Here is a 21256-nt window from a genome sequence, read left to right on the forward strand (position 1 = left end):
GACCTCGACCCTAGCAAGCGTCCTCGGCCTCGTCCGTGAAGTGGACGCGATCGCGAGTACGCAGCGGCCCGGTCGCCCACGAGGGCGACCGGGCCGCGATGCCGAGCGGATCAGTCCTCGGTGGAGGTCGCCTGCCCGGCGGCGATCAGATCCATGATCGTCTGGTCAGCGAGCGTGGTGGTGTCGCCGACACCGCGACCCTCGGCGAGGTCGCGCAGCAGCCGCCGCATGATCTTCCCCGAGCGCGTCTTGGGCAGCTCGGGCACGATCATGATCTGCCGCGGCTTGGCGATCGGGCCGATCTCCTTGCGGACGTGGTCGGAGAGCTCCTTCTCGCAGTCCTCGGGCGACCCGTCGCGCAGGATGACGTACGCCACCACGGCCTGCCCCGTGTCGGGATCGGTCGCACCGACGACCGCCGCCTCCGCGACGTAGGCGTGGGAGACCAGCGCCGACTCGATCTCGGTGGTGGAGAGCCGGTGCCCGGACACGTTCATCACGTCGTCGACGCGGCCCAGGACCCAGACGTCGCCGTCCTCGTCCTTCTTCGCGCCGTCGCCGGCGAAGTAGTAGCCCTGGTCCTTGAAGCGCGACCAGTAGGTGTCGATGTAGCGCTGGTCGTCCCCCCAGATCGTACGCAGCATCGACGGCCACGGCTGGGTGAGCACGAGGTAGCCCCCGGCACCGTCCGGCACGGGGACGCCGTTGTCGTCGACCACGTCGGCGCCCACACCCGGCAGCGCCTTCATCGCCGAACCCGGCTTGCCGTGGGTGACCCCTGGGAGCGGCGAGATCATGATCGCGCCGGTCTCGGTCTGCCACCAGGTGTCCACGACGGGCACCTTCGAGCCGCCGATGACGTCGCGGTACCAGATGTAGGCCTCGGGGTTGATCGGCTCACCGACCGACCCGAGCAGGCGGACCGAGGAGAGGTCGCGGGCGTCGGGGATGGCGCGGCCCTGCTTCATGAACGTCCGGATCGCGGTCGGCGCCGTGTAGAAGATGGTGACGCCGTACTCCTCGATGATCTGCCACCAGCGGCCCTTCTCCGGGAAGTCCGGGGTGCCCTCGTAGAGCACCTGGGTCGCGCCGTTGGCCAGCGGTCCGTAGACGATGTAGGAGTGGCCCGTGATCCAGCCGATGTCGGCGGTGCACCAGTAGACGTCGGTCTCCGGCTTGAGGTCGAAGACCTCCCAGTGGGTGAACGCCGCCTGGGTGAGGTAGCCGCCGGTGGTGTGCAGGATGCCCTTCGGCTTCCCGGTGGTGCCGGAGGTGTACATCACGAAGAGCGGGTGCTCGGCGTCGTGCGCGACCGGGGTGTGCTCGGCCGACGCGCCATCGACGATGTCGGACCACCACGTGTCGACGGAGTCGTTCCACTCGACGTCCTGGCCGGTGCGGCGGACGACGACGACGTTCTCCACGATCCCGGCGTCGATCTTGCCCAGCGCCTCGTCGACGGCCGGCTTGAGCGCCGACGGAGCGCCGCGGCGGTAGCCGCCGTCGGAGGTGACCACGAGCTTGGCGTTGCAGTCGGTGATCCGGGCGGCCAGGGCCTCGGCCGAGAAGCCACCGAAGATGACGGTGTGGATCGCGCCGATCCGGGCGCAGGCCAGCATCGCGAAGACGGCCTCGGGGATCATCGGCATGTAGATCGCGACCCGGTCGCCCTTCGACACCCCCAACGCCTCGAAGGCGTTCGCGGCCCGCGAGACCTCGTCCTTGAGCTCGGCATAGGTGATCGTCCGCTTGTCGTCGGCCGGCTCACCGACCCAGTGGATCGCGACCCGGTCGCCGAGGCCGGCCTCCACGTGCCGGTCGACGGCGTTGTACGCCACGTTGATCTCGCCGCCCTCGAACCACTTCGCGAACGGCGGGTTGTCCCAGTTGAGGACGCGATCGAACGGCTTGGCCCAGGTGAGCCGTTCCGCGGCGGCGGCCCAGAAGGCGTCGCGGTCCGCGGTCGCGGCGTCGTACGCGTCGGCCTTGACGTTGGCTGCGGCGGCGAGCTCGGCAGGGGGCTCGAACCGGCGCTTCTCGTGCAGCAGGTTGGACAGGGTCTCGTCGGTCACAGTGACTCCTACGTACGAAAAATGTGTGGCTCAAGCCACAGGGTAGTGCGGGGGAAAGAATGATGGCGGGCCGTCGTACAACCGCAGATGTACGACGGCCCGCCGTGGGGAGATCAGTGCGTGATCGCCTTCTCCGAGCCGGCGCCGGTGAGGGCGCGGACCTCGAGCTCGACGTACCGCTCTGCGGTCTCCGGCTCCTTCGACGTCACCGTGCCCAGCCAGCCCAGGAAGAAGCCGAGCGGGATGGAGATGATGCCGGGGTTCTCCAGCGGGAACCAGGAGAAGTCCACGCCGAGCGGGAACAGCGAGGCGGAGATCGTCTCGCCGGTCACCGCGTCCACGGCCGTCTTGCCGGAGACGACCGGCGAGAAGAAGACCAGGCCGACGCAGGAGATCAGGCCGCCGTAGATCGACCAGGTCGCGCCGCGGGTGTTGAACCGCGCCCAGAACATGTTGTAGATGATCGCGGGCAGGTTCGCCGAGGCGGCGACCGCGAAGGCCAGCGCCACCAGGAACGCGATGTTCAGCGACTGTGCCGGGATGGCCAGCAGGATCGCGACCAGGCCGATGCCCGCCGCGGCCCAGCGCGAGACCTTCAGCTCCTCCTTCTCGGTGGCCTTGCCACGCTTGATCACCGAGTTGTAGATGTCGTGGGCGACGGAGACCGAGGAGGTCAGCGTCAGGCCCGCGACCACGGCGAGGATCGTCGCGAAGGCGACCGCCGCGATCAGTGCCAGCAGTACGGCACCGCCGATGGAGCCCTCACCGCCACCGACCTCCTGGGCGAGCAGCGGCGCCGCCAGGTTGCCGGCCTTGTCCAGGGTGGTCGGGTCGACCAGCGCGGCCGCACCGAAGCCCAGGACCAGGGTGAACAGGTAGAAGACGCCGATCAGACCGATCGCCCACAGCACCGACTTGCGGGCATCCGCCGAGGTCGGGACGGTGTAGAAGCGGATCAGGATGTGCGGCAGGCCGGCGGTGCCGAGCACCAGGGCGAGCCCGAGCGAGACGAAGTCCAGCTCGCTGGTGAAGCTCAGGCCGTACTTCAGACCGGGCTGGAGGAAGGCGTCGCCCTTGCCCGAGGCGTCGGCGGCGGAGCCGAGCAGCTCGGAGAGGTTGAAGCCGAACTGGGCGAGCACCAGGATCACGATCAGCGCCGAGCCGGTCATCAGCAGGACGGCCTTGACGATCTGGACCCAGGTGGTGCCCTTCATCCCGCCGACGGTGACGTAGAAGATCATCAGCGCGCCGACGAACAGGATCACGACGTTCTTGACCGCCTGGTCCTCGACGCCGAGCAGCAGGGCCACCAGGGCGCCCGCACCGACCATCTGGGCCAGCAGGTAGAAGATCGACACGACGACCGTGGAGGTCGCGGCCGCCATCCGGACCGGGCGCTGCTTCATCCGGTACGCCAGCTGGTCGGCCATCGTGTAGCGACCCGAGTTGCGCAGCACCTCCGCGACCAGCAGCAGCGCCACCAGCCAGGCGACGAGGAAGCCGATCGAGTAGAGGAAGCCGTCGTAGCCCGACAGCGCGATGGCGCCGGAGATACCGAGGAACGAGGCCGCCGACATGTAGTCGCCGCCGATCGCGAGCCCGTTCTGGAAGCCCGAGAAGCCGCGGCCGCCGGCGTAGTAGTCGGCCGCGGTCTTCGTCTGCCGGCTCGCCCAGAAGGTGATGCCGATCGTGATCGCGACGACCGTCAGGAAGAGGACCGTGGTGAGGATCTGGCTACCGTCCATGTCAGATCTCCCTCTTCTGGCTCTCGTATTCCTCGTCGAGCTTCCGAGCCAGCGGGTCGAGGTGCTTGTTGGAGTAGTTGGCGTAGAGGTAGGCGATACCGAACGTGGTCGCGAACTGCAGGAGCCCGAAGACCAGCGCGACGTTGATGTTGCCGACCAGCTTGGTGTTCATGAAGCCCTCAGCCCAGTTCGAGCAGACGACGTAGAGGAGGTACCAAGCCAGGAATGCCACCGTGGCCGGGAAGACGAACTTCCGGTACGCCGACCGCAGAGCGCGAAACTCCGCCGTGGCGTGCAGGCTGTCGTAGACCGGGTCGTGCCGGTGGGCTTGGTCGTGTGCTTCAGCGCTCACGGTTAACCCTTTCGTTGACGAGGCCGTCCATCGTGGGGGTGAAGGACGGGCGACGTGTGATCGCAGTCACATTAGGGCTCGCTCGCCCCGCTCGTCGCGGGGTAGCGCGCCCTCCCTCGGTGGGCGGCGCGGTCGCGCGACGAGCGGTCGATTTCGTACGTCGAGTGGCACCGACCCCCCCAGGGCTCGGGAGCGGCTACGACCGAGGGTCCAGCCTTGTGAACGATTCACAAGGCTGGACCCTCTCTCATAGCTGACGGCTACGTGGATGTCGTGCGGAGCTATGCCCGACGGGTCAGGATGAACGTCGCCGAAGTGTCCGCCTTGACCCGGGCTGTCGCCGGGACGTACCACCTGTAGCTGGATCGCCTCGGCGGTCGTAGCGCCACGGAGCACCGCCCGGTCGAAGGCGTCACGCACGACGTGGCGGTCGCCCACTTGGTGCCGGTCCAACGTTGCAGGTAGATCCGACGGCCGCCGTAGCTGGAGTCGCCCTGGCGGGCAAGCTTGCCGGTCACTCGCCAGCGCTTGTCGGTCGCCTTGGCAGTGCTTCCGTACTTGGTCACGCTCGACCAGTAGGGCGAGTTGTACGAGACGCCGAAGGTCTTCGACCTGTTCAGCGACACATAGGCGACATCGCCGGTGGCTGGGTTGACGAGCTCGATGAACTGGCTGGTCGTCGCACGATAGGTCCCGGTCGTGCCTCTGCACCAGCGGAAGGAACCCGCGTTCGAATCGACGAGTGAACCTGCCTGGTTGTAGGTGTAGGTGTAGCCGCTCCGCGAGTACAGGTTCCAGCCTGCCGGGATGTTGCTCACTCCGCTGACGACGACGTTGCCGACGTTGCCGCAGGTGTCCTTCCAGACCTTCACGCTCGAGGCAGAGACCGACACGGAAGGCGCCTGGATCTTCAGAGTGAAGGTCGTCGAGACGCCGTACGAGCTTTCGTTGCCGGTCTGGCTGTTGTAGTAGTCGGCCGACCCACGAGCTGTGTAGGTGCCCGGGCGGTCATCGCACAGGAACACCGTGCTGGCGTAGGTGTCGACGTCCCCCTCCGTGCTGATTGGCTGCTCGTAGACTCCGGTGACCTCGGCGCCAGCAGGATCGATGATGTCGAGGGAGAGCCATCCGCCAGTGTCGTACGTGTCCCTCTCGACCTTGACCTCGATGTATCCGTGGTAGTCACAGGCTCCCGGAGGAAGGGTGACGTTGCGAGCGGAGGCAGTCACGTCTCCGGGGGCGGCGCTGGCCGGGCTGGCCAGCGCAAGCAGCGGTACGACGATTGCCGCTGCGGTGAGGCTTGCGAACTTCTTCATGTGCCTTTCGAATTCATCGTTCGGGACGGGCTGCGGCGTCCCGACGACACGTGCCGAGAACCGCGAGATCGTAAAGACGCTCGACGTCCATCGACGGGTGCTCTCAGGCTGGTCTCCCTAAATATGGGGATGCGATCTCGACGGGCGGATCGGGCGACCAGCAGCCGCGATTTTGTGGGCCGGTTAGCGATGGAAGTGCCCATCTCGCCGGAGTTTCGAGCCGTCGCCTGCGTGGCCGGTGGTCACCGGGACGAACGAAAATTCGTTCGCTCTGTGATGGGTGAACGAATTTTCGTTCACCTGGCGGCGGGAGGGTATCGAGGCGGCGATGCGCTGGAAGGATCAAGCGCTTGGTTCGTCGCTGGCAACCGCGGTGGCGTGTCAGCGCGGCGATTCGACGTCCCTGTCGTCGAGCCGCTCGCACCCGGCTCGCACCTGCTGGTGATTCACGGCGGTGACGGTCATGGGTGGACCACCTCGGTTCAGGCGGAGATCACCGTCTGCTGAGAGTCAGCGCTGCAGCGCAGGCGCGACGGCGGGCTCGATCGTCGGTTCGGGGGTGTGGAGGCGGACGAGAAGCCGGGTGGTGTGGGCGGGGACGTGGGCGGCGGTGGCGAGGCTGACCACGATCATGACCGCGAACGACAGCGGCACCGCCCACAGCGCCGGCTGGCTGAGAGCGACATCCGCCCAGGTGTCCGTACGCGACCCACTGATCGTGAACACCACGGCCGTGCCGGTGGTGATGAGCCCGGTGACCAGCCCGGTCGCGGCGCCGTAGGCGGTCAGCCGGCGCCACCAGATGCCGAGCAGTAGCAGCGGGCAGAAGGTGGCGGCGGCGAGGGCGAAGGCGAGCGCGACGCCGCGGGCGACCCCGACGCTGGGGGTCAGCAGGGCCCCGGCGACCGGCACGATGACGGCGACCAGGGAGGCGATCCGGAAGGCGGCGACACCGCCGTAGCTGCTGCCCCGGCGGCGCAGCAGCGGCACGACCACGTCCTGGGAGAGCACACCGGAGACGGCGATGGCCAGGCCCGACGACGTCGACAGGAACGCGGCGAAGGCACCCGCGCAGACCAGCCCGGTGAGGGCGTCACCTGCCCAGCCGGGGACCATCAGACGGGGGAGCTCGAGCACCAGGGTGTCGGCGGAGGAGGGGGAGGCGGCGTACACCCTTCCCAACAACCCGAGGATCGGTGGCAGCAGGTAGAAGACGCCGAGCAGTGCCAGCACGACCAGGGTGGTGCGGCGGGCGGCGCGGCCGTCGGGGTTGGTGTAGAAGCGGACGCCCACGTGCGGCAGGCCCATGGTGCCGAGGAAGGTCGCCGCGATCAGCGAGTAGGTGGCGTAGAGGCCGGCGGAGCCGTCGGTGCCCATCGGCAGCGACCACGTCTGGCTGAGGTCGGTGGCCCGAGGCGCGCCGTCGCTGCCCCAGACCGCGACCAGCACCCCGACCGGCACCAGCAGGGCGGTCAGCTTGAGCCAGTACTGGAAGGCCTGGACGAACGTGATGGAGCGCATCCCGCCCGAGAAGACGCTGACCAGCACCACGGTCCCGACCAGCACCGGTCCCACCCAGCGCGGGGCTCCGGCGACCAGCTCCAGGGTCAGCCCGGCACCCTGCAGCTGTGGCAGCAAATAGAGCCAGCCGATGGATACGACCAGCAGCGAGCAGAGCCTCCGGACGCCGCGCGAGGCGAGCCGCTCCTCGGCGAAGTCGGGCAGCGTATACGCCCCTGACCTGCGCAGAGGTGCCGCGACCAGGGTCAGCAGCACCAGATAGCCGGCGGTCCAGCCGATCGGATACCAGAGCATCTCGGCGCCGGAGGTGAAGACGAGTCCGGCGACACCGAGGAAGGAGGCGGCGGAGAGATACTCCCCACCGATCGCGCTCGCGTTGAGGCCGGGTCGCACCGACCGCGAGGCGACGTAGAAGTCGCTCGTGGTCCGGCTGAATCGCAGCCCCCAGGTGCCGATCGTCAGCGTCGCCAGGGTGACCAGGGTGACCGCGACGATCGCCGGGGCGGAGTCGAAGGTCATGGCGTCTCGTCGTCCGACTTCAGGAGGTCGGCGTAGCTGGCCTCGTTGCGCTCCGCACCGCGCAGGTACCAGCGGCCGAGGAGGAACAGGAACGGGTAGACCAGCACCCCGAGGAGCAGCCACGGGAGCGGGATGCCGAACGGCGAGGTGTGGACCAGCCCCGGAGCCAGCCAGAACAGCAGCGGGAGCGAGCCGACGCCGAGGAAGAGCACGGCCAGGGTGCGTACGGCGATCGAGAGCTGGGCGCGCATCAGCGAGCCGAGGTAGACCTCGCCGAGGCGGGTGTCCTCGCCGACATCGACCCGGCGGACGGCCGGGCGACGCCGGGGCGGACCGGTGACGCGTACGCGTTGGGGTTCAGTCATCGGATCGGGTCATGAGCGTCGGGCGAGCAGGTCCTTGAGCTGGCGGGTGTGGCGGCGGCTGACCTGCAGCTCGGTGCCGCGGGACGCGCCGCCGACGACGACCGAGCAACGCCCGGCCTCGGAGCGGACCTCGGTCACGTGGGCGAGGTTGACGAGGAGCGAGCGGTGGATGCGTACGAAGCGGGCGGATGCCCACTCCTGCTCCAGCTGCGTCAGCGGGACCCGCACCAGGTGGGAGGCGTCGGCGGTGTGCAGCCGGGCGTAGTCGCCCTGCGCCTCGACGTGGGTGATCTGGGAGCGCCACACGAAGCGGGTGACGCCGCCCAGCTCGACCGGGATCTGGATGTCGCCGCTCGGCTCCTCCTCCGGCATGCTGCCCATCAGCCGGGTCACGGTCTCGGCCAGCCGCTCCGCGCGCACCGGCTTGAGCACGTAGTCGACCGCGCGCAGGTCGAACGCCTCGAGCGCGTGCTCCTCGTGGGCGGTCACGAACACGACCGCCGGCGGCGTCTTGAAGCGCGCCAGCAGCCGGGCCAGCTCGAGGCCGTTGAGCCCCGGCATCTGGATGTCGAGGAACACCGCGTCGACGCCCGAGCCCTGCAGCTGCTGCAGCCCGTCGGTCGCGTTGAGGCAGGTGCGCACCTCCGCCACCCGTGCGTCCTGGGTCAGCAGGTAGGAGAGCTCGTCGGCCGCCGGCGGCTCGTCGTCGACGACCAGGACGCGGAGCCGGCCTCCCGGCGCTCCCTGGCGCGCGGCGAATGCCTGCGTCGTACGGGCGTTCATGTGTGCACTCCTGGGGCGAACTTCGGGATTCTGAGGATGACCTTCGTGCCGGCGCCGCGGGCGGTCTCGACGACCAGGCCGTAGTCGTCGCCGTAGGCGTTGCGGAGCCGCGCGTCGACGTTGCCGAGCCCGACGGAGTCGGCGCCGCCGGCCAGCGCGTTGCGTACCTTCTCCGGGTCCTCGCCGGCGCCGTCGTCCTCGACCTCGATGACGCACTCGGTGCCGCTGTCGGCGGCCCGGATGGAGATGTGGCCGGTCTGCGCGTCGGCCAGGCCGTGGCGTACGGCGTTCTCGACCAGCGGCTGCAGGCAGAGGAACGGCACCGCGATCGGCAGCACCTCGGGCGCGACCGACAGCCTGACCGAGAGCCGCTCGCCGAACCGGGCCTGCTCCAGGAGCAGGTAGCGCTCGACGGAGCGGAGCTCCTCGGACAGCGTCGTGTACTCACCGTGGGTGCGGAAGGAGTAGCGGGTGAAGTCCGCGAACTCCAGGAGCAGCTCCCGCGCCCGCTCCGGATCCGTGCGTACGAAGCTGGCGATCGCCCCCAGCGAGTTGTAGATGAAGTGGGGGCTGATCTGAGCGCGCAGAGCGCGCACCTCGGCCTCCATCAGCCGCCGCCGCGACGCGTCGAGCTCGGCGAGCTCGAGCTGCCCGGAGACCCAGGTCGCGACCTCGTCGGTGGCGCGGACCATCATCGCGGAGGTGTCCGGGGCGTAGGCCTGCAGCGTGCCGACCAGATGGTCGTCGACGACCAGCGGGCTGACCACGGCGGAGTGGATCGGGCAGCCGGCCTGGCCGCACTCGAGGTCGACCCGGTCGTAGAACCGGGTCGCGCCGCGCTCCAGCGTGCCCTCGGCCAGCTTGGTCACGTGCTCCTGGTGATGGGTGCCGATGCCCTCCCAGGCGAGCAGGCCGTCGGTGTCGGTGATCGCGAGGGCAGGGGCGGCCAGGAGCGCCTGGAGGTGCGGGGCGGCGCGCTCGGCGCTGTCGACGGTCAGGCCGCCGCGCAGGGCCGGGCTCGCCAGCGATGCGTTGTGGAGGGTGCGGAAGGTCGCCCGATCGGCTTCTGTGCCCAGGTGGGTTCGCTTCCAGCGCCGCATCCGTGCTCCTTCCTCGCCGGTGCTCCATCGACCTCCAGTGTGATGGCGCCCACGTTATCTGTCACCCGAGCCGCTGCGGGGTCGCGAGGTAGGTTTGGCGCATGCGACTGAGTCGAGTGATCCCGGGTCTGCTGGCCGTCGGTGTAGCGGGCGCGGGCGCCGCCTTCGTGATCGGCATGCGCAACAAGTCGCCCTGGCTGCAGGACCGGATCCGCGCCTTCTCGAAGCGGTTCGCCGCCGAGGCGCTGAAGACCGCCGGCGGGGAAGGCGCCACCAACGGCGTCGTCCTCCACGTGGGCCGCGCGAGCGGCCGGGAGTACGCCACCCCGATCACGCCGTTCCCGACACCCGACGGCTTCGTCATCAACCTGCCCTACACCTCGAAGGTCGACTGGGCCCAGAACGTGCTGGCCGCCAACTCGGCCACGATCGTCCACGACGGCATCGAGCACCGCGTCACCGACCCGCGGGTCGTCCCCTACGCCGAGGTCGCGCCGCTGCTCCCCAAGGCCGCCGGCGTCTTCCGGGCCGTCTTCGACGTCCAGGAGTTCCTCCGCGTCACCAAGGTCGACTGAGACCTCGTCGGGTTGGCGGGACTCGAACCCGCGATCGCCTGGACCCAAACCAGGAGGGATGGCCGCTTCCCTACAACCCGTTGTCCACAGACAGAGAAGGCCGCCACGAGGAGTTTCCTCGGAGCGGCCTGGTTGCGCCTGAGTGCAGGCTCAGGTCAGCGGCCGCTCCCCGAACGGGTGGCGGTGGAACGGAAGCGGTCGCTGCTGCATGCCGACCACGCTAGGCGGGCCAGACGTCGGATGCGCACCATTTATCCGCGAGGACTCACCGGTGATGCCGGTGACGGAGTCCTCCTGGTCCTCCAGGTCTCGGTCCTCGATGGCGATGACGTCGTTGTCCGCGCCTTCGACGCCCTCGACCAGCTGGTCGAGCTTGAGCAGGATGGCCTTCGTCTGCCGGTTGGTCGTGTGCTGGATGCTGAAGAGCACCAGGAGGCTGACCATGGAGGCGGTCGCGTACACGAGGCTGTGCCACCACGTGGCGAACCCGGTGACCAGACCGGCGATCAGCAGTCCTGCGACGACGATCATGCTGATCCCGCTGGCCCACGCCGAACCGGCCACGCCGGAGAGCACGTGGGCCGCGGCCGAGAAGCGTTCACGTACGTACTGACGTGACTCCGGGGCAAGGCGCGTCATTCCGCGCTTTCCCGCTCCTCCAGGCCCACTGCCTGGCGCAGCTCGTCGCGGTCCTCACGCAGCTCGGGGTGGTCACGGCCCAGCCTCTCCATCATGTCGGAGAGACCTCCGGCGATGGCGTTGAGCTTCTGCTGGACGGCGTCGTCGGCTCGTTTCTGGGTGTTCTGCAGGAGCGCCACCAGCAGGAACGTGATGATCGTCGTGGCCGTGTTGATGATCAGCTGCCAGGTGTCCACATCGGGCAGCACGAAGACGGACGGTGCCCAGATCACCACCAGCAGCACGCACATCATGAAGAACCACGCCCGCGACACGAAGTTGCTCGCATGGGTGGCGAACCGGTCGAACACCCCGAGATGGTCTCCGACCTCGGACGGCATCTCGCCGCCTTGACGCTCGGAGTGGTGCTCACGCTCGCTCGTCGGCATCACTACCTCCTTCACCGACGTTCCCGGTACCCGATTCACCGCTTCTCATACCCAAACGCCCCGGCCCGGTGTCGGAGGCGAGCGGTAGGTTGCGGAGCGTGGGATACGAGCTGAGCGGGCGGTTGGTCGTCGGGATCGCGTCGAGCGCGCTCTTCGACCTGACCGAGTCGGACGCCTACTTCCGCGAGCACGGCGAGGAGGCCTACCGCCGCTATCAGGACGAGCGCATCGACGACCAGCTCCGCCCCGGAGTCGCGTTCCCGTTCATCAAGCGGCTGCTGAGTCTCAACGACCTGGCCGAGGACGCCGAGGACGGTCTCGTCGAGGTGATCGTGGTCTCGCGCAACGACCCCAGCACCGGGCTGCGGGTGATGCGCTCGATCGAGCACCACGGCCTGCCGATGACCCGTGCCGTCTTCACCCAGGGCCGCTCGCCCCACCCCTACATCGGCGCGCTCGGGATGTCGCTGTTCCTCAGCGGCAACCGCGACGACGTCATCGCGGCCAACCGCGAGGGGTTCCCGGCCGGTCACGTGCTGCCGTCGGCGGCGACGTACGACGAGAACGACCGCTCCGTCGTCGTCGCCTTCGACTTCGACGGGGTGCTCGCCGACGACGGCTCGGAGCGGATCTTCCGCGAGGAGGGCATCGAGAGCTATCGGGCCTACGAGGCGAGCCGGAAGACCGAGCCGCTCCAGCCCGGGCCGCTGCAGCCGCTGCTGCGCGACCTCAACCGGATCCAGCAGATCGAGGAGCAGCGCCGCCTGGAGGATCCGGGCTACGAGCCGCGGCTGCGGATCGCGCTGGTCACCGCCCGCGGGGCCCCGGCTCACGAGCGCGCGATCCGGTCGCTGCAGTCCTGGGACGTCTACGTCAACGAGGCCTTCTTCCTCGGCGGGGTGGAGAAGAGGCGCGTGCTGGAGGTCCTGCGCCCGCTGATCTTCTTCGACGACCAGACGACCCACCTGGACGAGGCGGTCGGCTCGATCGCCGGGGTCCACATCCCCTACGGCGTGGCCAACTCCGACGACGTTCCTCCTGGTCAATAGCACCTTCACAGTTCGACCACAGGAAGTTCTCAACTGGGGGACAGGCGCGTGGCTGTGTCACCCTGGGGTGAGTTGTACAGATTCTGTTCACGTAGAAGTGCGAGGTGTTCACTCGATGACTTCGGCTATGTGTGCCAAGTGCACCGAAGACGAGGAGATCCGGGTTCTCGCGCGTTCGGCGGGGGGCCGCCGGCGGCTGATGTGCTGCAGGTGTGGGTACGCGTGGGAGAGCGGTCGTCCTGGCGGCGTCCGCAACGTCGGTCTGTCGGGCCTGTTCGGAGCGGCCTGAGGCGCCGCCGGCGTACGTTTCACGGTGCCGTCGCCTGAGGTTCACCTCGGGCGGTCGCGCAGGTGTTGCGGAGTGGCTTGGGTAGAGGGTCGAGACCTGTCACGGGTTCCCCTACGAAGCTCCGAGGAGTTCCAACCCATGTCCGCTACTCGACGCTCCCTGCTCACCGGAGGAGCCGTGGCCGGGGTCGGCCTGGCCGTCGCCGGTGCCGTTCCCGCCCTTGCCGAGGCGAAGCCCGCTCGGCCCGGCACCCCAGGACGCAAGCGCGCTCGTGAGCCGTTCCCGCCGCTCGTGGACGACCCCCAGGGCATCCTCGCGCTGGCCGAGGGGTTCTCGTACGCCATCGTCACCTCCGCCGGCGAGACGACCCTGAAGTCGGGGGAGAAGACGCCGTCCAACCACGACGGGATGATGGTGCTCGGCGGCCGGCGCGGGCGCTACACGCTGATCCAGAACCACGAGATCGAGCCCGGTGAGGGTATCCCGGTCCCGCTGGTGCCCGGGACGGTCTACGACGCCGGCGCCCCCTCGGGCGGCTGCACCGTGATCACCACCGACGCGGGCGGCGCCAACCTCGGTGAGTTCGTCGCCATCTCCGGCACCTCGACCAACTGCGCCGGCGGCCCGACGCCGTGGGGGACCTGGCTGACCTGCGAGGAGACCGTCAACGACGCCGACGAGGAGTGGGAGGGCGAGGACGGCAGCACGGGTGTCTACGAGAAGGACCACGGCTACGTCTTCGAGGTCTGGGCCGACGGCTCGGCCGACCCGCGTCCGATCAAGGCGTTCGGTCGCTACGACCACGAGGCCCTCGCGATCGACCGGACCCGCACCAAGGTCTTCCTGTCCGAGGACGCCGACGAGCCCAACGGGCTCTTCTACCGCTGGACCGCTCCGGCCGGGGTCAGGCTCGGTCCGGGCGTGCTCACCGAGCTGGCCGACGACGCCGGCACGCTCGCCGCGATGCAGATCATCCTGCCCGACGGCTCGGTGCTGCCCGACGTGGCCTACCTGACCTCCGCGCAGATGGGCCAGCCCTTCCCGGTGAGGTGGAAGACCGTCCCCGAGCGCGACGCCCAGGAGACGCCGTGCCGGGAGCAGTTCGCCGACGGCGAGGTCACCCGCGGGCGCAAGTTCGAGGGCGTGTGGGGCACCGACGAGGGCGTCTACGTGGTCAACTCCTACGCCTGGGAGGACACCGATCTCCCCGCCGACGCCTCGCCGCACGACGGCATGGTCTGGTTCTACGACTACGAGGCCGAGACCATCCAGCTGGTGACGTACTTCCCGCACCAGACGCAGTCCGAGGACGATGCTCCGGCGCCGAAGTACGGCGATCTCACCTTCGACGGTCCCGACAACGTCACTGTCACCCCGTGGGGGTCGCTGGTGCTCGCCGAGGACGGCAGCGGCGCCTCGCACGTGCTCGGTGCGTTCCCGGGCGGCCCGGCGTACGCCATCGCCCGCAACGACCTCAACGACTCCGAGTTCTGCGGCCCGTGCTTCTCGCCCGACGGCAAGGTCCTCTTCGTCAACATGCAGGACCCCGGCTACACCCTGGCCATCACCGGCCCGTGGGAGCGCTACCTCGGCTGAGGCTTCCGCGACCCAGGAGACCACGACGTACGCGGCGGGCGGCTCGGGCCGCCCGCCGCGTACTTTCTCCGGGCCGACCCCGTGGAGGCCCGGCCGACGTGAGGTTGTGAGTTCTGTGAGGTCGTGAGCGGAAGTTGACGGGCTCGCACGCGAGGGTTGGCGGCTGCTGAAACGTTGGCTGGCGATCGTGGGTGGTATCTCGCCGACTGCCGTATCTGAGGAGCCACCATGAGCCGCCGCTACTGGATAGACGACTGGCGTCCGGAGGACGCCACCTTCTGGGAGGAGACCGGGGCGAAGACCGCCCGCCGCAACCTGATCTGGTCGATCTTCGCCGAGCACCTCGGCTTCTCGGTCTGGCTGATCTGGTCGGTGTCGTCCGCCTTCCTGGTCGCCCAGGGCTTCGACTTCACCCCGAGCCAGCTGTTCTTCCTGATCGCGATCCCGAACCTGGTGGGATCGCTGCTGCGGGTGCCCTACACCCTCGCGGTGCCGAAGTTCGGCGGCCGCAACTGGACGATGATGTCGGCCGCGCTGCTGCTCGTGCCGACCCTCGGCTTCGCGTACGCCGTGACCCAGCCGTCCACGCCCTACTGGGCCTTCTGCCTCATCGCCGCCACGGCCGGTCTCGGCGGCGGCAACTTCGCCTCCTCGATGGCGAACATCAACTTCTTCTACCCGTCCGACAAGAAGGGCGCCGCGCTCGGTCTCAACGCCGCCGGCGGCAACCTCGGCGTCGCGCTCATCCAGTTCCTGCTGCCGGTGATCGTCGGCGGTGCCGGCATCTTCGGGCTGATCAAGGCCTCCGACGGCGGCATCCACCTCGAGCGGGCCGCCTTCGTCTACGCGGCGCTGGCCGTCATCGCGATCCTCGCCGCCTTCTTCTTCATGGACAATCTCAGCTCCGCGAAGTCGTCCACGCGTGAGCAGCTCTCGGTCGTGAAGTCGAAGCAGACCTGGATCATGTCCTTCCTCTACATCGGCACCTTCGGCTCCTTCATCGGCTACTCGGCCGCGATGCCGCTGCTGATCAAGCTCAACTTCTGGGTGCCCGAGCCCGCGCCCCTGGGCACCGGTATCTACTTCGCCTACTTCGCCTTCCTCGGCGCCCTGATCGGCTCCGCGACCCGGCCGCTGGGTGGCTGGCTGGCCGACCGCTGGGGCGGCGCGAAGGTGACGCTCGGCGCATTCATCGGGTTGGTCGTCTTCACCCTCGCGGTGCTGTGGACCCTGATGCAGCTCACCCCCAACCCGGAGGCCTCGCCCGCGATCGCGCAGGCGAACCAGTCGTGGTTCCCGGTCTTCCTGGGCTTCTTCATGCTGGTCTTCGCCTCGACCGGCATCGGCAACGGGTCGACCTACAAGATGATCCCGGCGATCTTCCGTCGTGAGGCCGAGATGGCCACCACGCCGGGCACCGCCGAGCGCGACGCCGCTCTCGTCGGCGCGACCAAGAAGTCCTCCGCCGCGGTCGGCATCATCGGCGCCGTCGGCGCGGTCGGCGGCTTCCTCATCCCGATCGCCTTCAACAGCCCGTGGGTCACCAACCCCCTCGACGCCACCAAGTCGGCGTTCGTCGCCTTCACCATCTTCTACGCCATCTGCGCCCTGGTCACCTTCATGGTCTACCTGCGCCCGCAGCGTGCGCGGGTCGGTGAGCTGGCGGACGTGCGGATCTGACCGGCCCGGCCGCTGTAACACGTCGTTCGTAGGACTTCTCGCCCGTTCAGATAGGGCGAGTTGTCCTACGAACAGCGTGTTACCCGGGCCGGCCCCGCTCAGGCCAGCCCGATCGCCGCCTCCGCGGCGGCCAGGACCGGAGCGGTCACCTCGCGGCACCGCTCGGCCCCGGCGGCGTACACCTGCGTGACGTACGCCCGGTCCGCGGCGAGCTCGCGGTAGCGCTTCTGGATCGGCTCGAGCTCGGCGACGACGGCGTCGGTGACCGCCGACTTCAGAGCGCCGTAGCCCGACAGGCCGGCCGCGGAACCGCCGCACGCCTCGAGGATGTCGATCAGGTTGGTCACCCCCGGCCGTGACGGATCCCGGGAGACGTCCCCGGCGGAGTCGGTGACCGCACGAGCCACCTTGCGGCGTACGGCATCGGGATCGTCCAGCAGGAAGATCGAGCCCGGGTGCTCGTCGCCGGCCGACTTCGACATCTTGCGCGTCGGGTCGGCCAGATCCATGATCCGGGCCCCGGCCGCAGGATGCACCGCCTGCGGGACCGCGAAGACCCGGCCGTACGTCGTGTTGAACCGCACCGCGATGTCGCGGGCGAGCTCGACGTGCTGACGCTGGTCGTCGCCCACCGGCACCTCGGACGCGCCGTAGAGCAGGATGTCGGCGGCCATCAGCACCGGATAGGTGAACAGCGAGGCGCGCACCGATGCCCCGACGCGGCGTGACTTCTCCTTGAACTGGATCATCCGGCCCAGCTCGCCGGTGTGCGCGACGCACTCCAGCAGATAGCTGAGCGACCGGTGCGCGGGGACGTGCGACTGGATGAACAACGTGGCCGGTTCGAGCCCGGACGCCATCAGGAGGAGGGCCATCTCCTCCGTCCGCGTACGCAGCACCGACGGTTCGTGCGGCAGCGTGAGTGCGTGCAGGTCGGAGAGCCCGTAGAAGGCCGAGGAGTCGGCGGAGGCGGCCATGGGCCGCAGCGCTCCGAGCAGGTTGCCGAGGGTCAGCCGGCCGGAGGGAGTGATGAGGGAGAGTCGCTTGGTCATGATGGACCTTTCGGGTGTGAGGCCCACGGGTCAGCGACGATCGAACGAGAAAGGCCGCCCGTGGGCGGCCTGATGTGAGTGCTCAACAATCGGGTGGACCGCCTAGGAGGCGGACCACCACTGGGTGGAACGAATGCTGAACACGTCTCCAGTGTCGCACACGTCACGGATACCGTGTGGCCCATGACGACTCCGCCGACCGCTGCGCCGACCGCAGGGCCCAACACCTGCCAGGGGCACTCGACGGTCGTCTACGACGAGAGCCTGGCCGACTACGACTTCGGCCCGACGCACCCCATGGCGCCGATCCGGGTGGACCTGACGATGCGCCTGGCCGGCGAGCTCGGAGTGCTCGACCACCTGAAGGTCGTCGAGGCGCCGATGGGCACCCCGGAGCAGCTGCTCACGATCCACGACGAGAGCTACATCGAGGCGGTCATCCGGGCCGGCAGGAGCGGTGAGTCGGATCTCGCCCACGGCCTGGGCACGGAGGACGACCCGGTCTTCCCGCACATCCACGACGCCAGCGCCCACATCGTCGGCGCGAGCATCGAGGCCTGCCGCCAGGTCTACTCCGGCGAGAGCCTCCACAGCGCCAACATCATGGGCGGCCTCCACCACGCGATGCGTGGACGCGCGGCCGGGTTCTGCATCTACAACGACGTCGCCGCCGGCATCCAGTGGCTCCTCGACCAGGGCGTCAAGAAGGTCGCCTACGTCGACGTGGACGTGCACCACGGGGACGGGGTCGAGCGGGCCTTCTGGAACGACCCGCGGGTCCTGACGATCTCGCTCCACGAGACCGGGCAGCTGCTCTTCCCCGGCACCGGCTTCGCCGAGGAGGTCGGTGGTCCCGAGGCCGAGGGGAGCGCCGTCAACGTCGCGCTGCCCCCGGGAACGGCCGACCACGGCTGGCTGCGCGCCTTCCACGCCGTCGTGCCCGACCTGATCCGGGAGTTCCAGCCGGAGATCCTGGTGACCCAGCAGGGCTGCGACTCCCATACCGACGACCCTCTCGCCGACCTCGCCCTCAGCGTGGACGGCCAGCGGGCTGCGTACGTCGCGCTGCACGAGCTCGCCCACGAGGTGTGTGCGGGCAAGTGGGTGGCGTTCGGCGGCGGCGGATATGCCGTGGTCGACGTGGTGCCACGCGCGTGGACCCACCTTCTTGCGCTAGTCTCGGGTAATCCCTTGGAGCCGACGCTCGACGTGCCAGGTGGCTGGCGCGAGCACGTGCAGACGCGCCTCGGGAGGGTCGCACCGTTGCGTATGACGGACGGGCGTGAACCGGCCTACCGCGACTGGGGAAGCGGGTATGACCCCGGCACGTGGCTGGACCGGCAGGTCCACGCGACTCGCACAGCGGTGTTCCCGCTGCACGGACTGGACCCGATGCCGTAGCCCGGGCACCTAGTTTCGAGCTGGTCTAGAAACCGCAGATCGTCGCGCCCAAAAGCAACTCGACACGCCGGTGGTATGTGAGATTGTCAAGGGTGTCCCCTTCCCCATCAGTCACATCAGGCCCTATTCTCACTTTGGGATCGCGTTTTGGACCAGCGGTGGGGAAGCCGCTGGCGTCGCGATCACTCGAGAGAGAACGGTGGAAGCAGATGGTTACTCCTTCTGGAGACATCTCTGACAGCAAGTTCCTGACCGTGGCCGAGGTTGCGTCGATGATGCGCGTCTCCAAGATGACGGTCTACCGGTTGGTTCACTCGGGCGAGCTGCCTGCGGTACGTGTCGGTCGTTCCTTCCGAGTTCGGGAGGACGACGCGAACGAATACCTCAAGAGCTCGTTCTACAACGCGGGCTAGTTGTCGGACCCCGCGCCCGAGCACGATGGGCGCGGGGGCAACACCCGTCTCGCCGGGTCACCGATTCTCTCTGGGTGCCCTGCCTTCGTTAGTCTTACCCCCTAGGTCTGTTTGCCGCGCGCTGCGGTGAGTGGCCGCGTCGGCACCGGGCCGGCATTCTCTGCAACGATCGTGAAGGGTTCCCCGTGGGTTCTGTCATCAAGAAGCGTCGCAAGCGCATGGCGAAGAAGAAGCACCGCAAGCTGCTCAAGAAGACTCGCGTCCAGCGCCGCAAGCTCGGCAAGTGACGTACGTGGCGTAGGTGGCGGAACGCACCGGACCCGGTCGGGTTCTCCTGGTCACCGGGGTCTCGCGTGACCTCGGGCGCCGTTTCGCGCGCGCTGCCGCCCGCCACCCGAACGTCGAGCGGGTGATCGGCGTCGATGTCGCCCCGCCACGCGGGGACATCGGCAAGGTCGGATTCGTCCGAGCCGACATCCGCAACCCGGTGATCGCCAAGGTGATCGCCAAGGAGGAGGTCGACACCGTCGTCCACCTCAGCGTCATCGCGACCCCCGGCACCACCGGGGGTCGTTCGACGATGAAGGAGCTCAACGTCATCGGGACGATGCAGCTCCTCGCGGCGTGCCAGACCGCGCCGTCCCTGCGCCAGGTCGTGGTGAAGTCGACGACCCAGGTCTACGGGGCGAGCAGCCGCGACCCGGCGATGTTCACCGAGTCGATGGAGCCGCGGCGCACCCCGTCCTCCGGCTATGCCCGCGACGTGGCCGACATCGAGTCCTACGTACGCGGCTTCGCCCGGCGCCGTCCCGACGTGGCCGTCACGGTGCTGCGCTGCGCCAATGTCCTCGGACCGCGGGTGATCAGCCCGATCGCGTCCCACTTCCGGCGCACGGTCGTGCCCAACGTGCTCGGCTTCGACCCGCGCCTGCAGTTCCTTCACGAGCAGGACCTCTACGGCGTCCTCGAGCATGCCGTACGCACCGGGGTGCCCGGGACCTTCAACGTCGCCGGCGACGGCGTGCTGACCCATTCCCAGGTCGCCCGGCGACTGCAGCGGATGACCGTGCCGATCCCCGAGCCCCTGTTCGGCCTGGCGAGGTTCGGCGGTGGCGAGTATCCCGCCGAGCTGCGCGCGCTGCTGACCTACGGCCGCGGCGTCGACACCTCGCGGATGCGCTCCCTGCTGGGCTTCGAACCCCGATACACCACCGAGGAGACGGTCGTAGACTTTGCGGACAGCGTGATGCCGTCCGCCAACCGTGCCGACCGCGCGCTGGCCGCCTTGGAGAGCCGACTGACAGGAGCGCCCGGTGACTGAGTCCGCCGCCCAGGGTTTCATCGGCGCCACCACACGCGAGCGACACCCGTTGCGGGCGATCCCGGCGGCCGACTGGGCCGCGGCTCTGGAGAGCGCCGCCAAGGAGGTCTTCGGGGCCGAGTGGGAGGAGCAGCTGGCTCGGTTCATCGTGTTCCTGCGGCGCCGGATCTCGGGCGAATACTCGGTCGACGAATACGGCTTCGACCGCGAGCTCACCCAGCGCTTCCTCCTGGCCGTGCTGCGGCCGATCAAGGAGAAGTGGTTCCGGGTCGAGGTACGCGGCATCGAGAACATCCCGGCCGACGGCGGCGCCCTGATCGTCTCCAACCACTCCGGCACGATCCCGATGGACGGCCTGATGACCATGGTCTCCATCCACGACGAGCTCGGACGCAACCTGCGGCCGCTCGGCGCCGACCTGGTCTTCCGGATGCCGATCGTCGGCAACATCGCCCGCAAGGCGGGCGCCACCCTGGCCTGCAGCGAGGACGCCGAGCGGATGCTCCGCAACGGCGAGCTCGTCGGCGTCTGGCCCGAGGGCTTCAAGGGCATCGGCAAGCCCTACAGCGAGCGCTACAAGCTGCAGCGCTTCGGCCGTGGCGGCTTCGTGTCCTCGGCGCTGCGCACCGGTGTCCCGATCGTCCCGCTCTCCGTCGTCGGAGCCGAGGAGATCTACCCGCTCGTCGGCAACATCCCGGCCCTCGCCAAGGTCCTCGGCGTGCCCTACCTGCCGATCACGCCGTTCTTCCCGCTTCTCGGGCCGCTGGGCCTCATCCCGCTCCCGTCGAAGTGGCTCATCGAGTTCGGCGAGCCGATCCGCACCGATGCGTACGACGCCTCGGAGGCCGACGACCCGATGCTGGTCTTCAACGTCACCGACCAGGTGCGCGAGACGATCCAGCAGACGCTCTACCGTCTGCTGGGCGAGCGCGCCTCCGTCTTCGGCTGATCCACCCCGGCCGAGGCGTCACCTCCGCCGGCCGAGAGGTCAGCGGCGCCGGTCGAGACGGCAGACGTCTGCCAGCTCGACCAGCGCCCGT

The 21256-nt window shown here is 68.9% G+C and carries 21 protein-coding genes and 1 tRNA gene; 10 read left to right on the forward strand and 12 right to left on the reverse strand.

The genetic code is table 11. The features are described from left to right. Positions 1 to 110: 110 nt before the first annotated feature. From acs to ACWZJV_RS16560, 4 genes are all read right to left on the reverse strand, one after another. Positions 111 to 2072 carry an acetate--CoA ligase gene (acs, locus tag ACWZJV_RS16545; RefSeq protein WP_457177212.1) on the reverse strand — a complete coding sequence of 654 codons (1962 nt, stop codon included), beginning with the start codon at positions 2070 to 2072 and terminating at the stop codon, positions 111 to 113. A 113-nt stretch (positions 2073 to 2185) separates the two neighbouring features. Then, positions 2186 to 3817, reverse strand: coding sequence for a solute symporter family protein (locus tag ACWZJV_RS16550; RefSeq protein ID WP_008356290.1), 1632 nt, complete (start codon positions 3815 to 3817; stop codon positions 2186 to 2188). Between the two features lies 1 nt (position 3818). Then, complete coding sequence (locus ACWZJV_RS16555; RefSeq protein WP_457177214.1) at positions 3819 to 4169, reverse strand: DUF485 domain-containing protein; 351 nt, start codon at positions 4167 to 4169, stop codon at positions 3819 to 3821. 281 nt (positions 4170 to 4450) lie between these two features. Continuing rightward, complete coding sequence (locus ACWZJV_RS16560; RefSeq protein ID WP_457177216.1) at positions 4451 to 5485, reverse strand: hypothetical protein; 1035 nt, start codon at positions 5483 to 5485, stop codon at positions 4451 to 4453. A gap of 189 nt (positions 5486 to 5674) precedes the next feature. Here ACWZJV_RS16560 and ACWZJV_RS16565 point away from each other — a divergent pair, with 189 nt between their 5' ends. Beyond that, complete coding sequence (locus tag ACWZJV_RS16565) at positions 5675 to 5992, forward strand: hypothetical protein (protein ID WP_457177218.1); 318 nt, start codon at positions 5675 to 5677, stop codon at positions 5990 to 5992. 3 nt (positions 5993 to 5995) lie between these two features. On the opposite strand, the gene ACWZJV_RS16570 is transcribed toward ACWZJV_RS16565, so the two are convergent. The 4 genes from ACWZJV_RS16570 to ACWZJV_RS16585 are packed head-to-tail and all read right to left on the reverse strand — an operon-like array spanning position 5996 to position 9773. Next, a complete protein-coding gene (locus ACWZJV_RS16570) occupies positions 5996 to 7525 on the reverse strand; it encodes a sodium/solute symporter (protein WP_457177220.1) in 1530 nt (509 codons plus the stop codon). After that, the gene (locus ACWZJV_RS16575) at positions 7522 to 7890 is read right to left on the reverse strand and encodes a DUF485 domain-containing protein (RefSeq protein ID WP_008356299.1); all 369 of its coding nucleotides are present in this window, start codon (positions 7888 to 7890) and stop codon (positions 7522 to 7524) included. The genes ACWZJV_RS16570 and ACWZJV_RS16575 overlap by 4 nt, the downstream gene beginning before the upstream one ends. Before the next feature lie 9 nt (positions 7891 to 7899). Further along, on the reverse strand, positions 7900 to 8673 hold the full coding sequence (locus ACWZJV_RS16580; protein ID WP_457177222.1) for a LytR/AlgR family response regulator transcription factor: 774 nt from the start codon (positions 8671 to 8673) through the stop codon (positions 7900 to 7902). Further along, the gene (locus ACWZJV_RS16585) at positions 8670 to 9773 is read right to left on the reverse strand and encodes a sensor histidine kinase (protein ID WP_008356301.1); all 1104 of its coding nucleotides are present in this window, start codon (positions 9771 to 9773) and stop codon (positions 8670 to 8672) included. The genes ACWZJV_RS16580 and ACWZJV_RS16585 overlap by 4 nt, the downstream gene beginning before the upstream one ends. A 101-nt stretch (positions 9774 to 9874) precedes the next feature. Between ACWZJV_RS16585 and ACWZJV_RS16590 the strand changes: the two genes are divergently transcribed. Further along, complete coding sequence (locus tag ACWZJV_RS16590; RefSeq protein ID WP_457177225.1) at positions 9875 to 10348, forward strand: hypothetical protein; 474 nt, start codon at positions 9875 to 9877, stop codon at positions 10346 to 10348. A 7-nt stretch (positions 10349 to 10355) separates the two neighbouring features. Here ACWZJV_RS16590 and ACWZJV_RS16595 read toward each other — a convergent pair. The 3 genes from ACWZJV_RS16595 to ACWZJV_RS16605 form a co-directional block, all read right to left on the reverse strand. Further along, positions 10356 to 10428: transfer RNA gene (locus tag ACWZJV_RS16595), tRNA-Pro, on the reverse strand. A 70-nt stretch (positions 10429 to 10498) separates the two neighbouring features. Further along, complete coding sequence (locus tag ACWZJV_RS16600; RefSeq protein WP_457177227.1) at positions 10499 to 10987, reverse strand: low affinity iron permease family protein; 489 nt, start codon at positions 10985 to 10987, stop codon at positions 10499 to 10501. Further along, positions 10984 to 11415: a low affinity iron permease family protein gene (locus ACWZJV_RS16605; RefSeq protein WP_457177229.1), complete on the reverse strand. Its 432-nt coding sequence runs from the start codon at positions 11413 to 11415 to the stop codon at positions 10984 to 10986. Before ACWZJV_RS16605 ends, ACWZJV_RS16600 begins: the two co-directional genes overlap by 4 nt. A gap of 98 nt (positions 11416 to 11513) precedes the next feature. Here ACWZJV_RS16605 and ACWZJV_RS16610 point away from each other — a divergent pair, with 98 nt between their 5' ends. From ACWZJV_RS16610 to ACWZJV_RS16620, 3 genes are all read left to right on the forward strand, one after another. Then, positions 11514 to 12464, forward strand: coding sequence for a 5'-nucleotidase (locus tag ACWZJV_RS16610; RefSeq protein ID WP_008356305.1), 951 nt, complete (start codon positions 11514 to 11516; stop codon positions 12462 to 12464). Between the two features lie 427 nt (positions 12465 to 12891). Then, on the forward strand, positions 12892 to 14349 hold the full coding sequence (locus tag ACWZJV_RS16615; RefSeq protein WP_008356306.1) for an alkaline phosphatase PhoX: 1458 nt from the start codon (positions 12892 to 12894) through the stop codon (positions 14347 to 14349). 228 nt (positions 14350 to 14577) lie between these two features. Then, a complete protein-coding gene (locus tag ACWZJV_RS16620; protein WP_457177231.1) occupies positions 14578 to 16029 on the forward strand; it encodes an MFS transporter in 1452 nt (483 codons plus the stop codon). A gap of 98 nt (positions 16030 to 16127) precedes the next feature. Here the strand turns inward: ACWZJV_RS16620 and trpS are convergent, their stop codons facing one another. Next, positions 16128 to 17081, reverse strand: coding sequence for a tryptophan--tRNA ligase (gene trpS, locus ACWZJV_RS16625; RefSeq protein ID WP_457177233.1), 954 nt, complete (start codon positions 17079 to 17081; stop codon positions 16128 to 16130). Between the two features lie 183 nt (positions 17082 to 17264). Here trpS and ACWZJV_RS16630 point away from each other — a divergent pair, with 183 nt between their 5' ends. The 5 genes from ACWZJV_RS16630 to ACWZJV_RS16650 all read left to right on the forward strand — a co-directional run bounded on the left by ACWZJV_RS16630 (position 17265) and on the right by ACWZJV_RS16650 (position 21165). Then, positions 17265 to 18482, forward strand: coding sequence for an acetoin utilization protein AcuC (locus tag ACWZJV_RS16630; protein WP_196875801.1), 1218 nt, complete (start codon positions 17265 to 17267; stop codon positions 18480 to 18482). 209 nt (positions 18483 to 18691) lie between these two features. Continuing rightward, positions 18692 to 18895: a helix-turn-helix domain-containing protein gene (locus ACWZJV_RS16635; RefSeq protein WP_008356311.1), complete on the forward strand. Its 204-nt coding sequence runs from the start codon at positions 18692 to 18694 to the stop codon at positions 18893 to 18895. Positions 18896 to 19080: 185 nt separating this feature from the next. Continuing rightward, positions 19081 to 19182: a 30S ribosomal protein bS22 gene (locus ACWZJV_RS16640; protein ID WP_008356322.1), complete on the forward strand. Its 102-nt coding sequence runs from the start codon at positions 19081 to 19083 to the stop codon at positions 19180 to 19182. Positions 19183 to 19196: 14 nt separating this feature from the next. After that, the gene (locus ACWZJV_RS16645) at positions 19197 to 20216 is read left to right on the forward strand and encodes an NAD-dependent epimerase/dehydratase family protein (RefSeq protein WP_196875800.1); all 1020 of its coding nucleotides are present in this window, start codon (positions 19197 to 19199) and stop codon (positions 20214 to 20216) included. Beyond that, on the forward strand, positions 20209 to 21165 hold the full coding sequence (locus ACWZJV_RS16650) for a lysophospholipid acyltransferase family protein (RefSeq protein ID WP_008356325.1): 957 nt from the start codon (positions 20209 to 20211) through the stop codon (positions 21163 to 21165). The genes ACWZJV_RS16645 and ACWZJV_RS16650 overlap by 8 nt, the downstream gene beginning before the upstream one ends. Positions 21166 to 21256 lie beyond the last annotated feature (91 nt).

This window comes from Nocardioides sp. WG-D5 (assembly GCF_054031175.1).